This window comes from Nocardia sp. FDAARGOS_372, assembly GCF_002554515.1.
In the GTDB taxonomy this organism is placed as follows: Bacteria; Actinomycetota; Actinomycetes; order Mycobacteriales; family Mycobacteriaceae; genus Nocardia; species Nocardia farcinica.
Map to the genome: position 1 here is coordinate 2,483,179 of NZ_PDDW01000001.1, position 13,824 is coordinate 2,497,002.

Genomic DNA, 13,824 nt, shown 5'->3' on the forward strand with positions numbered 1-13,824 from the left:
ATCGCGGAGGCGACGCCGGGCCGGAGTTCGATGCCGGGACCGCGATCAGGGCAGCGGGCCGCCTGCGGCGATCGCGGACAGGGTGGCGAACTCGTCACCCTTGAGCGAGGCCCCGCCGACCAGCGCACCGTCGACATCGGGCTGGGCGACCAGTTCCCCGACGTTCTTGGCGTTCACCGAGCCGCCGTAGAGCACCCGCACCTGCGCGGCCACCTCGGGTCCGGCCAGCTCGGCCAGCTCGGCGCGGATGGCGCCGCACACCTCCTGCGCGTCGGCCGCGCTCGCCACCTTGCCGGTGCCGATGGCCCAGACCGGCTCGTAGGCGATGACGACCTTCGCGATCTGCTCGGCGGACAGGCCCTTCAGCGACCCGCGCAGCTGCTCGAGGTTGTATTCCACGTGCGTGCCCGCCTCGCGGACGTTGAGCCCCTCGCCGATGCACACGATCGGGGTGAGGCCGTGCTCGAGGGCCTTCTTGGCCTTGCCGAGCACGGTGGCGTCGTCCTCGTGGTGGTACTGGCGCCGCTCGGAGTGCCCGACCACCACGAAGGTGCAGCCCAGCTTGGCGAGCATGCTCGCGCTGATCTCGCCGGTGTAGGCGCCGGACTCGTGCACCGAGACGTCCTGCGCGCCGTAGGTGAGCAGCAGCTTGTCGCCCTCCACCAGCGTCTGCACACTGCGGATGTCCACGAACGGCGGGATCACCGCGACGTCGACCTTCTCGAAGTACTTCTCCGGCAGCGCGAAGGCGATCTTCTGCACCAGGGCGATGGCCTCGAGATGGTTGAGGTTCATCTTCCAGTTGCCGGCGATGAGCGGTTTACGTGCCATTCAGCTGCCCTCCGGAGCGGTGTCCTCGAGGACACTGATGCCGGGAAGTTCCTTGCCCTCCAGGTATTCCAGCGACGCGCCGCCGCCGGTGGAGATGTGCGAGAAACCGTCCTCGGGCAGGCCGAGCGCGCGGACCGCCGCGGCCGAGTCGCCGCCGCCGACGACGGTGAACGCCCCCTTGCCGGTGGCCGCCACGATCGCCTCGGCGACCCCGCGGGTGCCCGCGGCGAACTTCTCGAACTCGAACACGCCCATCGGGCCGTTCCAGAACACCGTCTTGGCCTCGGTCAGCAGGGCCGCGAACCGGTCCACCGACTCCGCGCCGATGTCCAGACCCATCCAGCCGTCCGGAATCTCGTTGGCGGGCACGCACTTCGACTCCGCGTCGGCGGAGAACGAGTCGGCGACCACCACGTCGCGCGGCAGGTGGATGACGTCGGCGTACCGCTCGAGCAGCCCCTTGCAGGTGTCGATCATCTCCTCCTGCAGCAGCGAGGAGCCGACCGAAAGGCCCTGTGCGGCAAGGAAGGTGAAGCACATGCCGCCGCCGATCACCAGGGTGTCGACCTTGGGCGCCAGCGCCTCGATGACGGCGAGCTTGTCGGAGACCTTCGAGCCGCCCAGCACCACGGCGTAAGGCCGCTCGGTGTTGTCGGTGAGCTTGGCCAGCACGTCCACCTCGGCGGCGACCAGCGTGCCCGCGTAGTGCGGCAGCAGCTTGGCCACGTCGTAGACCGAGGCCTGCTTGCGGTGCACCACGCCGAAACCGTCGGAGACGAACGCGCCGTCCTCGCCGACCAGCTCGACCAGGGCCGCCGCGAGCTTGCCGCGCTCGGCCTCGTCCTTGCTGGTCTCGCGCGGATCGAAACGCACGTTCTCCAGCAGCAGCACGTCACCGTCGGTGAGGCCCTCCGAGCGCGAGAGCGCGTCGTAGCCCACCACGTCACCGGCCAGCTGCACGTTGCGGCCGAGCAGTTCGGCCAGCTTCGCCGCCACCGGCGCGAGCGAGAACTTCGGGTCCGGCTCGCCCTTGGGACGGCCGAGGTGCGCGGTGACGACCACCTTGGCGCCCGCCTCGACCAGGGCCTTCAGCGTCGGAATCGAGGCGATGATGCGGCCGGGGTCGGTGATCTGCCCGTTGTCGTCGAGGGGGACGTTCAGGTCGGAGCGCACCAGCACGCCCCGACCTTCGACACCCTCGTTCAGGAGATCCTGGAGTGTCTTGACAGCCATGTGATCAGAGCGACTTGCCGACGAGGCCGATGAGGTCGGCGAGGCGGTTGGAGTAGCCCCACTCGTTGTCGTACCAGGAGTAGACCTTCACCTGATCGTCGATGACCTTGGTCAGCGGCGCGTCGAAGATCGAGGAGTGCGGGTCGGTGACGATGTCGCTGGAGACGATCGGGTCGACGCTGTACTTCAGGATGCCCTTCAGCGGGCCCTCCGCGGCCGCCTTGAACGCCGCGTTGATCTCCTCGACCGTCGCCTTCTTGGCCAGGTCGGCGGTCAGGTCGGTGATCGAGCCGGTGGGGATCGGCACGCGCAGCGAGTAGCCGTCGAGCTTGCCGTTGAGCTCGGGCAGCACCAGGCCGATGGCCTTGGCCGCGCCGGTGCTGGTCGGCACGATGTTCACCGCGGCGGCGCGGGCGCGACGCAGGTCCTTGTGCGGGCCGTCCTGCAGGTTCTGGTCCTGGGTGTAGGCGTGGATGGTGGTCATCAGGCCCTTGACGATGCCGAACTCGTCGTTGAGCACCTTCGCCAGCGGGCCCAGGCAGTTGGTGGTGCAGGACGCGTTGGAGATGATGTTCTGGCTGCCGTCGTACTTGTCGTCGTTGACGCCCATCACGATGGTGATGTCCTCGCCCTTGGCCGGGGCCGAGATGATGACCTTCTTGGCGCCCGCGGCCAGGTGGCCCTTGGCCTTGGTGGCATCGGTGAAGATGCCGGTGGACTCGACGACCACGTCGACGCCGAGGTCGCCCCACGGCAGGGCGGCGGGGCCCTCCTTGATGGCCAGCGCCTTGATCCGCTGGTCGCCGACCACGATGGTGTCGTCGCCGTCGAGCGAGACGTCCTTCGGCAGGCGGCCGAGGATCGAGTCGTACTTCAGCAGCGTGGCCAGGGTCGCGTTGTCGGTGAGGTCGTTGACCGCGACGATCTCGATGTCGGTGGTGCCCAGCGCCTTCTGCGCCTCCACCGCCCGGAAGAAGTTACGTCCGATACGACCGAAGCCGTTGATGCCTACCCGGACAGTCACGTTATCGCTCCTCAGCTTTCAAGCGGATTCATTCCGATGCCGTACCCACACTAATCCCAGCCGCGGATCTCTCCGACAACCACCTGGGATTCGTGAGCGCCCGCGACCGGTGCCGGCTCGGCCGATGCGATATCGGCTGGCGCCGCTCGCCGGAGGCCGGGCATGATCGACCCGGTGAGTACCGACCAGTCGTTCTCGCCCGCGCCGCTGGTGCGCGCGGCCACCGAAGCCGATGTCCCCGCTGCCGCCCGCACCCTCGGGCGTGCCTTCGCCGACTACCCCTGGACCCGTCACGTGATCGACGCCCGCGACCACGAGCGGCGGGTGCTCACCATGCAGGAACTCTTCCTCACCCACCTCGGCCTGCCGCACGGGCGGGTATGGGTGACCGACGACTGCTCCGCCGTCGCGGTGTGGACCACCCCGCAGACCGACGCGGGACCCGTCTTCGCCGAACTCGGCCCGCGCCTGGCCGAACTCGCCGGCGACCGCGCGGCCGTCCAGGAGGCCGCCGAGGCCGCGCTCGCCCCGCACCGGCCGACCGAACCGGTGTGGTTCCTCGGCACCGTCGGCGTCGACCCGGACCACCAGGGCCGCGGCCTGGGCCGCGCGGTCCTGGCACCGGGCATCGCCGCCGCCGAAGCCGCCGGGGTACCCGCGTTCCTGGAGACCACCGGGGAAGGAAACCGGCGCTTCTACGAACGGCTCGGCTTCCGGGTCACCGCGACCGTCGAGATCCCCGACGACGGCCCGACCACCCTGGCGATGCTGCGCGAACCGGCCGCCTGACCGACCTCCGTGGTGACGCTGCGCTACCGCCTCCGGCCGCTGACCCGCTCAGGCTTCGTCGAGCAGTTCGGCGGTGACCGCGGACTCGGTGTCGGGGATGCCGAGTTCCCTGGCCCGGCGGTCGGCCATCGAGAGCAGGCGGCGGATCCGGCCGGCGACCGCGTCCTTGGTCATCGGCGGGTCGGCGAGCTGGCCGAGTTCCTCGAGCGAGGCCTGCCGGTGCTGCACGCGCAGCTTGCCCGCGGCAGCCAGATGGTCGGGCACGTCCTCGCCCAGGATCTCGAGCGCCCGCTCCACCCGCGCGGCCGCAGCGACGGCGGCGCGCGCCGACCGCCGCAGATTGGCGTCGTCGAAGTTGGCCAGCCGGTTCGCCGTCGCACGCACCTCGCGGCGCATCCGGCGCTCCTCCCAGGTGAGCCGGGTGTCCTGGGCGCCCATCCTGGTCAGCAGCGCGCCGATGGCCTCGCCGTCGCGCACCACCACCCGGTCGGTGCCGCGCACCTCGCGGGCCTTGGCCGTGATGCCCAGCCTGCGCGCCGCACCGACCAGTGCCAGCGCCGCCTCGGGGCCGGGGCAGCTCACCTCGAGCGCCGAGGAGCGGCCCGGTTCGGTGAGCGAACCGTGCGCGAGAAACGCGCCGCGCCAAGCGGCTTCGGCATCGGCGATGCTGCCGCCGACCACCTGGGCGGGCAGGCCGCGCACCGGACGACCGCGCACGTCGAGCAGGCCGGTCTGGCGGGCCAGCGCCTCGCCCTCCTTCGACACCCGCACCACATAGCGGGAGGTCTTGCGCAGGCCGCCCGCCCCGAGTACGTGCACGTCGGAGCCGTAGCCGTACAGCTCGAAGATCTCCCGGCGTAGCCGGCGAGCGATCGAGCCCATGTCCACCTCGGCCTCGACGATCACCCGCCCGCCGACGATGTGCAGGCCGCCCGCGAACCGGAGCAGGGCGGACAACTCCGCCTTGCGCGAGCTGACCTGCGACACCGTGAGCCTGCTCAGCTCGTCCTTCACCTCGGCTGTCATCGCCACGAGACGCGCTCCTTTCCACCCAACCCGGACCGCACATCCGCGCCCATGTGCCGTCCCTCCACCCGAAGCCCCGCCAGCTGCGGCCGGGGCTGCCGGATCAGCTGATCCAGGGCGGCGGCCAGCTTTCCGGGATGATGCCGATCTGTGCCCGCTTCGGCGACCTCGGAGAAGGTTACTCGCGCCCGCAACTGTTCGGCAGCCCTTGCCACATGTTCGCGTTCCCGCCCCGGTGGTACCGACCCGGCGTCCACCAGCACCTCGTCGACGGTGAATTCCGGTGCGTGCTGCGACAATACGTGCAGGTGCCGCTCCGCGGAGAAGCCCGCGGTCTCGCCGGGCTGGGCGGCCAGATTCAACACCAGGATCTTGCGCGCGCGGGTGTAGACCAGCGCTTCGCGCAGCTCGGGGACCAGCACATGCGGGATGACGCTGGTGAACCACGAGCCCGGCCCGAGCACCACCACATCGGCGTGCTCGATCGCCGAGGTCGCCTCGGGGCTGGCGGGCGGGTCGGAAGGGATCAGCCGCACCCGTCGCACCTTGCCCGGCGTGGTGGCCACCGCGACCTGGCCGCGGATGCAGCGGCTGACCCGCGGGTCGGCCTCCAGGCCGGAGACGTCGGCCTCGATGTCGAGCGCGATCGGTGACATGGGCAGCACCCGCCCGGTCGACTGCAGCAGCCCGGCCACCTCGTCCAGCGCCGCGACCGGGTCGCCGAGCACCTCGGTGAGCCCGGCCAGGATCAGGTTCCCCACCGAGTGCCCGGCCAGCGCACCGCTGCCGCCGAACCGGTGCTGGAGGGTGCGCGCCCACACGCCGTCCGGGTCGGCGGCCAGCGCCGCCAGCGCCATCCGCAGGTCACCGGGCGGCAACACACCCAGTTCCGCGCGCAGCCTGCCGGAGGAGCCGCCGTCGTCGGCGACCGTCACCACCGCGCTGATGCGCCGGGTCAGCCGCCGCACCGCGCTGAGTGTCGCGTAGAGGCCGTGTCCGCCACCGAGGGCGACGACCGCGGGGCCGGATTCCCACTCCGTCATTCGCGCCCCAGATCCCGGTGCACGACCCGCACCACGTCCGCCGACTCCGCCGAGGTGTCGGCGCCGATCAGCTCCCCCAGCGCCTCGGCGATCGCCACGCTCCGGTGTTTGCCCCCCGTGCAGCCCACTGCCACGGTCATGTATCGCTTCCCCTCTTGGCGGTAGCCGCTCGTCGTCAGGTCGACCAGGTGGTGGCAGGTGTGCAGGTAGTCCTGCGCGCCGGGGCGCGACAGCACGTACTCGCTGACCACGGTCTCCTGTCCCGAGTGTTCCCGCAGTTCCGGTATCCAATGTGGATTGGGTAGAAAACGCACATCCAACACCATGTCGGCGTCGAGTGGAACCCCGTACTTGAAGCCGAAGGACTGCACGGTCAGTTGCAGCGCCGCGGGGGCGCCGCCGCCGTAGGCCTCCTCCAGCTTGCGGTGCAGCTGATGGATCGACAGTTCGGTGGTGTCGATCACCAGGTCGGCGGCGGCCTTGACCCCCGCCAGCCGTACGCGCTCGACGGCGATGCCCGCGGACAGGGTGCCGTCGGCGCTCTCGCTCTGCAACGGATGCCTGCGCCGGGCGAAGCCGAAGCGGCGGATCAGCACATCGTCGGAGGCCTCGAGGAACAGCACCCGGGTGCGCAGGCCGAGCGCGCGCAGCTGATCGGCCACCACCGACAGATCGCCGGTGAAGAAGCGGCTGCGCACGTCCATGACCAGGGCCAGCCGCCGGATCGGCGGGTCGGCGGCGGCGCCGAGCTCCACCATCCGCCCGATCAGTTCCGGCGGCAGGTTGTCGGCGACGTACCAGCCCAGATCCTCGAGTACCTTGGCCGCGGTGCCGCGCCCCGCCCCGGACAGCCCGGTGACGATGACGACCTCGACCTGCTGCTCGAGCGTGCCCGCGCCGCTCGGCGGGGCCTGGCTCGCGGTGTTGTTCGATTCGACGCGTGTCATGTCCTACCGGCTTCGTGTGTGGGGGCCTCTTTCGATCATCGCGCACCGGATCGGTCATCGGGCGCCGACACTCAAGCTACGCGACGGCCGATCCGCGGGCGCGTCACCTGCCGTCGGAGCGGCTCGTTCCCGGTGCGCCGCGCACTCCCGGTGCCGGTCATTCCTGGTGTAGGGCCGCCAGCACCGCCTTCGCCGTGGCCACCCCGATCCCGGGCACCTCGGTGATCTCCTCGACCGTGGCCTCCTTGAGCTTGGCCACCGAGCCGAAGTGGGTCACCAGCGCGGTGCGCCGGGCCGCGCCCAGACCGCGCACCGAGTCCAGCGCCGAGGCCGTCATCCGGCGCGAGCGCTTGCTGCGATGGAAGGTGATGGCGAAGCGGTGGGCTTCGTCACGCACCCGCTGCAACAGGAACAGCGCCTCGCTGTTGCGGGGCAGGATCACCGGGTCCGGTTCACCGGGCACCCACACCTCCTCGAGCCGCTTGGCCAGGCCGATCACGGCGACGTCGGTGATGCCGAGTTCGTCGAGCACCTCGGCGGCGGCCGCCACCTGCGGCGCACCGCCGTCGACGACGTACAGATTCGGTGGGTAGGCGAACTTGCGCGGGCGGCCGGTGGTCGGGTCGATGCCGGGCCGGGACGTCGGCGTTTCGTCGTCGTCGACCAGCGGTGCGCCCGCGGCGGTGCCGTCGAGTTCTTCGCGCTCGGCCTCGTCGCGCTCCTTGCGCAGCCGGTAGAACCGGCGACGGGTGACCTCGGCGATGCTGCCCACGTCGTCGGAGCGGCCCTCCCCCGCCGCCTCCTTGATGGCGTAGTGCCGGTAGTCGGACTTGCGTGGCAACCCGTCCTCGAACACCACCAGCGAGGCGACCACATCGGTGCCCTGCACGTGGCTGATGTCCACGCACTCGATGCGCAGCGGCGCGCTGTCCAGGTCGAGCGCGTCCTGGATGTCCTGCAGCGCCGCCGAGCGGGAGGTGAGGTCGCCGGCGCGCTTGAGCTTGTGCTGGGCCAGCGCCTCCTTCGCGTTGCGCTCGACGGTCTCGGCCAGCGCCTTCTTGTCGCCGCGCTGGGGCACCCGCAGGCGCACCGCCGAGCCGCGCAACCGGCTCAGCCACTCCTGGAGCTGCTCGTGTCCCGCGGGCAGCTGCGGCACCAGCACCTCGCGCGGCACCACCGTGGCGGGCTGCTCGTCGGGGGTCTGGTCGGCGTAGGCGACCTGCTCGCCGTAGAACTGGGTGAGGAACTGCTCGACCAGCGCGCCGGTCTCGTCGTCGCCGGTGCCGGAGTCCACCGCGTCGCCGGACTTGTCCACCACCCAGCCGCGCTGCCCGCGGACGCGGCCGTCGCGCACGTGGAAGATCTGCACCGCCACCTCCAGTTCGTCGGTGGCGAAGGCGATCACGTCGGCGTCGGTGCCGGTGCCGAGCACCACCGCCTGCTTCTCCAGCGCCCGGCGCAGTGCCTGCACGTCGTCGCGCAACCGGGCCGCGGTCTCGAAGTCGAGGTCCTCGGCGGCGGCGTGCATACGCCGTTCCAGCTCACGCACCATCTTGTCGGTGCGCCCGGCCAGGAAGTCGCAGAAGTCCTCCACGATGGCCCGGTGCTCCTCGGCGCTGACCCGCCCGACGCACGGCGCCGAGCACTTGTCGATGTAGCCGAGCAGGCAGGGGCGGCCGATCTGGTTGTGCCGCTTGAAGACTCCGGTGGAGCAGGTCCGCGCGGGGAACACCCGTAGCAGCAGGTCCAGCGTCTCGCGGATGGCCCAGGCGTGCGCGTAGGGACCGAAGTAGCGCACGCCCTTCTTGCGCGCTCCCCGGTACACGAACAGCCGCGGATACTCCTCGTTCAACGTGACCGCGAGCACGGGATAGGACTTGTCGTCGCGGTAGCGCACGTTGAACCGCGGATCGAATTCCTTGATCCAGTTGTATTCCAGCTGCAGCGCCTCCACCTCGGTGGAGACGACGGTCCACTCCACGCTCGCCGCGGTGGTGACCATCTGCTTGGTGCGCGGGTGCAGCGAGGCGACGTCGGCGAAGTAGGAGTTCAGCCTGCTGCGCAGGCTCTTGGCCTTTCCGACGTAGATGACCCGGCCGTAGGAATCCCGGAACTTGTACACACCCGGCTCGACGGGGATGGTGCCCGGCGCGGGCCGGTACGTCGCTGGATCTGCCACGTGACCAGCCTATCGACCGCCTCCGACAGCCCGGCGCGCGCTGGTCAGCGCGGGACGGCCAGCCCGTGCGCACGCAACGCGTCGACCAGGGCGTCGGGACGCTCGGCGGTGGGCAGCGGGTCCACCAGCGCGAACCGGCAGCCCAATGCGCTCGCGCCGCCGTCGGCCACCGCGCTGTCGCCCACCATGAGCGCCGCCTCCGGCGCCACCCCGAGCTTGTCCAGCGCGGCGCGGAAGATGCGCGGGTCCGGCTTGATCGCGCCGACCTCGAACGACAGCGTCACCGCGTCCAGGAGGGCATCCCAGCCGCGGGTCGCGAAGGCCGGGCGCACATCGAAGGCGATGTTGCTGACCACGGCCGTCCGGACGCCGTGCCCGGCAAGGAATTCCAGCACGGTCCCGGTGTCGGGATAGGGGGTCCAGGCCAGCGGGTCGATCAGCCGCCCGTACAGCCGCGCCGCCTGCTCCTCAGTGGGCACCCCGGATTTCCGCAGCACCTCCAGATACGCGCGCCGGTGCAGGGCCGGATCGAGATCCCGGTTGTCCCAGGCGTACTGACCGGCCTCGTCGAACTCGACGAGTTGCTGCACGGGCGCTGTCATCCGGCGCAGGATCTCGGCCTTCTCGTGCACGTCGAACGCGCGGCCGTCCGCGTCGACGAGTTCGTCGGTCCAGGAGGGATCCTCCTCCAATCGGAAGAGCGTGCCGGAGAAGTCGAACAACACCGCCTCGATCGCCACGCGGCCAGCCTACCGATTCGGCGTGCCCGCATCGCGGCCCGCGTGTCGCGACACGATCCGGCAACATTTCCGTTCACCGCGAGCGAAAGACTTTGTCTTGTTGCTGAGGGTTCCCTAACGTCTCAGGGCATGACAAACGATCCGGCCGAGCAGGCGCGCGAGTGGAGCTTCGAGACCAAGCAGATCCACGTGGGTCAGGTGCCCGACACCACGACCAACGCCCGCGCACTGCCCATCTACCAGACCACCTCCTACACCTTCCGCGACACCGCGCACGCGGCGGCGCTGTTCGGGCTGGCCGAGCCGGGCAACATCTACACCCGCATCATGAACCCGACCCAGGACGCCGTCGAGCAGCGCATCGCGGCACTGGAGGGCGGCGTCGCCGCGCTGTTGCTGGCCTCGGGCCAGGCCGCGGAGACCTTCGCGATCCTCAACATCGCCGGCGCGGGTGACCACATCGTCTCGAGCCCGCGGCTCTACGGCGGCACCTACAACCTCTTCCACTACACGCTGCCGAAGCTGGGCATCGAAGTCTCCTTCGTGGAGGATCCCGACGACCTCGAGCAGTGGCGTGCCGCGATCCGGCCGAACACCAAGGCGTTCTACGGCGAGACCATCTCCAACCCGCAGAACCACATCTTCGACATCCCCGGTATCGCCGAGGTCGCGCACGGCGAGGGCATCCCGCTGATCGTCGACAACACCGTCGCCACCCCGTACCTGATCCGCCCGCTCGAGCACGGCGCCGACATCGTGGTGCACTCGGCCACCAAGTACCTCGGCGGGCACGGCGCGGCCATCGCGGGCGCGATCGTCGACGGCGGCACCTTCGACTGGACCCGGGGCCGCTTCCCCGGCTTCACCGAGCCGGACCCCAGCTACCACGGCGTGAAGTACGCCGACCTGGGCGCACCCGCCTACGCCCTCAAGGCGCGCGTGCAGCTGCTGCGCGACCTGGGTTCGGCGGTCTCGCCGTTCAACGCCTTCCTCATCAGCCAGGGCCTCGAGACGCTGAGCCTGCGGATCGAGCGGCACGTGCAGAACGCGCAGGCCGTCGCCGAGTTCCTGGCCGGCCGCTCGGAGGTCACCCAGGTATTCTACGCGGGCCTGCCGTCCTCGCCGTGGTACGAGCGCGGCCGCAGCCTCGCGCCGAAGGGCACCGGCGCGGTGATCGGGTTCGAGCTGGCCGGCGGCGTCGACGCGGGCAAGCGGTTCGTGGAGGCGCTGACCCTGCACAGCCACGTCGCCAACATCGGTGACGTGCGCTCGCTGGTGATCCACCCGGCCTCGACCACGCACTCCCAGCTCACCCCGGAGGAGCAGCTGAACGCGGGTGTCACGCCGGGCCTGGTGCGCCTGGCCGTGGGCATCGAGCACATCGACGACATCCTCGCCGACCTCGAGGCCGGTTTCGCCGCCGCCAACGGCTGACCAACCGCCACCCGGCATCGGGGCCGTCGCGCGCAGCGACGGCCCCGATGTCGTTCCCTTGACCCGCCGAGGTGCGCCAAAAGCCGCGCCGGGCACCGTGTTCGGCGCTACAGTCCTGGAATGGTGCGTACGCGACGAATCCGGTGCGGTGCTGCCGCGCTGCTCACGCTCGGGATGCTCACCGGCTGTTCCGCCGGCGACGAGCCGGTCGCGCAACCCTGCACCAGCACCGAGAACGGCTCCGCGATCACCGCCGAGCCCTCGGCCGCCGCGACGGCGACCACGCAGAATCTCGCGCTCAATCCCGAGATCGCCTCCGGCTACCGCGCCGGGATGACCCCGGTCCAAACCGGCTCCTACGCGGTGTCCACCGCGAATCCGATCGCCACCGAGGCGGCGTGCGCCGTGCTGCGCGACGGCGGCACCGCGGCCGACGCGCTGGTCACCGCCCAGTTGGTCCTCGGCCTGGTCGAGCCGCAGGCCTCGGGCATCGGCGGCGGGGCCTTCCTGCTCTACTACGACGCCGCCTCCGGCGGGATCGAGGCCTACGACGGGCGGGAGACCGCGCCCGCCGCGGCCACCGAGAACTACCTGCGCTGGATCAGCGACACCGACCGCACCGAGCCGCGCCCCGACACCCGCGCCAGCGGACGCTCCATCGGTGTGCCTGGCGTGCTGCGGATGCTCGAGCTGGCCCACCGCGAACACGGCAAGACCGGCTGGCGGGAACTGTTCGACCCGGCGATCGCGCTGGCGGACCAGGGTTTCGCGATCAGTCCGCGGCTGGCCGCCCAGATCGCCGAATCGGCACCGGAGCTGGCCCGCGACGAGGCCGCCCGCGCCTACTTCCTGCAACCGGACGGCACCGGGAAGCCGGCGGGCACCACCCTCACCAATCCCGCCCTGGCCAAGACCCTCTCGACCATCGCCACCGACGGCGCGGACGCCTTCTACACCGGTGTGCTCGCCGAGAACATCGTCGCGGCGGTGGCCTCCGATGCCGGTGGACGCACGCCCGGGCTGCTGAGCACCGCCGATCTGGCCGGGTATCAGGTGAAGAAGCGCACCGCGCTGTGCTCCGCATACCGGGCGCACGAGATCTGCGGCATGCCCGCACCGTCCTCCGGCGGCAGCACGGTCGCGGCGACGCTGGGCATCCTGGAGAACTTCGACCTGGCCGCGCTGGGCCCGCAGGAGGTCGACCGCGACGGCGGCACACCGCGGGCCGAGGCGGTGCACCTGATCGCCGAGGCCGAACGCCTGGCCTACGCCGACCGCAACAAGTACGTCGCCGACCCGGACTTCGTACCGCTGCCGGGCAATTCCGCGCAATCGCTGATCGACCGGAACTACCTGAAGCAGCGCGCCGGACTCATCGATCCGCAGCGCAGCATGGGGACCGCCCAGCCCGGCGACCTCGGCCCGGTCCCGGTCGGCGTCGGCCCGCAGCCACCCGAGCACGGCACCAGCCACATCAGCGTGGTCGACCGCTACGGCAACGCCGCCGCCATGACCACCACCGTGGAATCGGCCTTCGGATCCTTCCACATGGTGGACGGTTTCGTGCTGAACAACCAGCTCACCGACTTCGCCGCCGACCCGGTGGCCCCCGACGGAGCACCGGTGGCCAACCGCCTGGAGCCGGGCAAGCGGCCGCGCAGCTCGATGGCGCCCACCCTGGTGTTCGACCGCGCCCCGGACGGCGGGCGCGGGCAACTCACCCACGTCACCGGATCTCCCGGCGGCGCGGTGATCATCCAGTTCGTGGTGAAAACCCTGATCGGGATGCTGGATTGGGGCCTCGACCCGCAGCAGGCGGTGTCCGCGGTGTCCTTCGGGGCGGGCAACAGTCCCACGACCGGCGTCGGCGGTGAACACCCGGCGATCGACGCCACCGACAACGGCGATCACGACCCGCTGGTGCGCCGCCTGCGCGAACTCGGCCACGACGTCTCGGTCGCCCCGCAGACCAGTGGTCTCAGCGCGCTGCGCCGTGCCGAGCCCGGCTGGATCGGCGGCGCCGACCCGCGCCGCGAGGGCGCGGTACTCGGCGACACCCGCTGATCAGCGCGGCGGGTGCGGCGTCTCGGGGGCGTACCTGCCGCCCAGCTCCCGCAGCCGCTCCATCGCCCGCGCGGCGTGCTCCTTGTCGTTGCTGCGGATCGCCAGCAGGGGCACGTAGTCGTCGTCGACGAGTTCCAGCCGCGCCCACGACTTGCGGTCGGGGAAGCTCACGCCGCGAATGTGCTCCCAGCCGAACAGGTTCTCCCCCAGCACGTTGCGCACCGCGACGCCCTCGGCACCCGCCCGCACCCGCGGGCGGGTCAGCAGCAGTACACCACCGGCGACCAGCGCGCCCACCACGATCATGGCGATCTGATCGGCGAGCCGGAAGTGCACACCCGTCGAGCCGTTGCGCAGGAACACGCCGCCGACGGTGAAGACGGCCAGGATCAGCACCGCCACGATCCACGCGGTGCGCACCGCGCGCCGCGGCCGGACCTCGAACTCCCACCGCTGCCCCGCGGCGGCGGACGCGGCCGGATCGGTGCGGCGCCACAGTCGAACCACCGGCATG

Annotated in this window: 12 protein-coding genes; 3 read left to right on the forward strand and 9 right to left on the reverse strand. The window is 71.0% G+C overall.

Annotation, left to right across the window (positions count from 1 at the left end):
- Positions 1-45: 45 nt before the first annotated feature.
- Genes tpiA through gap form a run of 3 tightly spaced genes read right to left on the reverse strand, consistent with a single transcriptional unit; the run spans position 46 to position 3,088 of the window.
- Positions 46-831 carry a triose-phosphate isomerase gene (tpiA, locus tag CRM89_RS31685; protein ID WP_011210120.1) on the reverse strand — a complete coding sequence of 262 codons (786 nt, stop codon included), beginning with the start codon at positions 829-831 and terminating at the stop codon, positions 46-48.
- Entirely contained in the window at positions 832-2,064 is a 1,233-nt protein-coding gene (gene pgk, locus CRM89_RS31690; protein WP_011210121.1) for a phosphoglycerate kinase, read from the reverse strand. It abuts the gene before it with no gap.
- 4 nt (positions 2,065-2,068) lie between these two features.
- Positions 2,069-3,088 carry a type I glyceraldehyde-3-phosphate dehydrogenase gene (gap, locus tag CRM89_RS11920; RefSeq protein WP_011210122.1) on the reverse strand — a complete coding sequence of 340 codons (1,020 nt, stop codon included), beginning with the start codon at positions 3,086-3,088 and terminating at the stop codon, positions 2,069-2,071.
- A 162-nt stretch (positions 3,089-3,250) separates the two neighbouring features.
- Between gap and CRM89_RS11925 the strand changes: the two genes are divergently transcribed.
- Positions 3,251-3,877, forward strand: a complete 627-nt coding sequence (locus tag CRM89_RS11925) for a GNAT family N-acetyltransferase (RefSeq protein ID WP_098084029.1) — start codon at positions 3,251-3,253, stop codon at positions 3,875-3,877.
- 48 nt (positions 3,878-3,925) lie between these two features.
- Here CRM89_RS11925 and whiA read toward each other — a convergent pair whose 3' ends face one another.
- The 5 genes from whiA to CRM89_RS11950 form a co-directional block, all read right to left on the reverse strand.
- The gene (gene whiA / locus CRM89_RS11930; protein WP_011210124.1) at positions 3,926-4,903 is read right to left on the reverse strand and encodes a DNA-binding protein WhiA; all 978 of its coding nucleotides are present in this window, start codon (positions 4,901-4,903) and stop codon (positions 3,926-3,928) included.
- Complete coding sequence (yvcK, locus tag CRM89_RS11935) at positions 4,900-5,946, reverse strand: uridine diphosphate-N-acetylglucosamine-binding protein YvcK (RefSeq protein WP_060590153.1); 1,047 nt, start codon at positions 5,944-5,946, stop codon at positions 4,900-4,902. The genes whiA and yvcK overlap by 4 nt, the downstream gene beginning before the upstream one ends.
- Positions 5,943-6,893, reverse strand: a complete 951-nt coding sequence (gene rapZ, locus CRM89_RS11940; RefSeq protein ID WP_011210126.1) for an RNase adapter RapZ — start codon at positions 6,891-6,893, stop codon at positions 5,943-5,945. The genes yvcK and rapZ overlap by 4 nt, the downstream gene beginning before the upstream one ends.
- Positions 6,894-7,050: 157 nt before the next feature.
- Positions 7,051-9,072: an excinuclease ABC subunit UvrC gene (gene uvrC, locus CRM89_RS11945; protein ID WP_086840092.1), complete on the reverse strand. Its 2,022-nt coding sequence runs from the start codon at positions 9,070-9,072 to the stop codon at positions 7,051-7,053.
- Positions 9,073-9,116: 44 nt separating this feature from the next.
- Complete coding sequence (locus CRM89_RS11950; protein WP_060590149.1) at positions 9,117-9,812, reverse strand: HAD family hydrolase; 696 nt, start codon at positions 9,810-9,812, stop codon at positions 9,117-9,119.
- A gap of 129 nt (positions 9,813-9,941) precedes the next feature.
- Here CRM89_RS11950 and CRM89_RS11955 point away from each other — a divergent pair, with 129 nt between their 5' ends.
- The gene (locus CRM89_RS11955) at positions 9,942-11,246 is read left to right on the forward strand and encodes a bifunctional o-acetylhomoserine/o-acetylserine sulfhydrylase (RefSeq protein WP_011210129.1); all 1,305 of its coding nucleotides are present in this window, start codon (positions 9,942-9,944) and stop codon (positions 11,244-11,246) included.
- Positions 11,247-11,366: 120 nt separating this feature from the next.
- Complete coding sequence (gene ggt, locus CRM89_RS11960) at positions 11,367-13,310, forward strand: gamma-glutamyltransferase (RefSeq protein WP_098084030.1); 1,944 nt, start codon at positions 11,367-11,369, stop codon at positions 13,308-13,310.
- Here the strand turns inward: ggt and CRM89_RS11965 are convergent, their stop codons facing one another.
- A complete protein-coding gene (locus CRM89_RS11965; protein ID WP_011210131.1) occupies positions 13,311-13,823 on the reverse strand; it encodes a PH domain-containing protein in 513 nt (170 codons plus the stop codon). It abuts the gene before it with no gap.
- Position 13,824 lies beyond the last annotated feature (1 nt).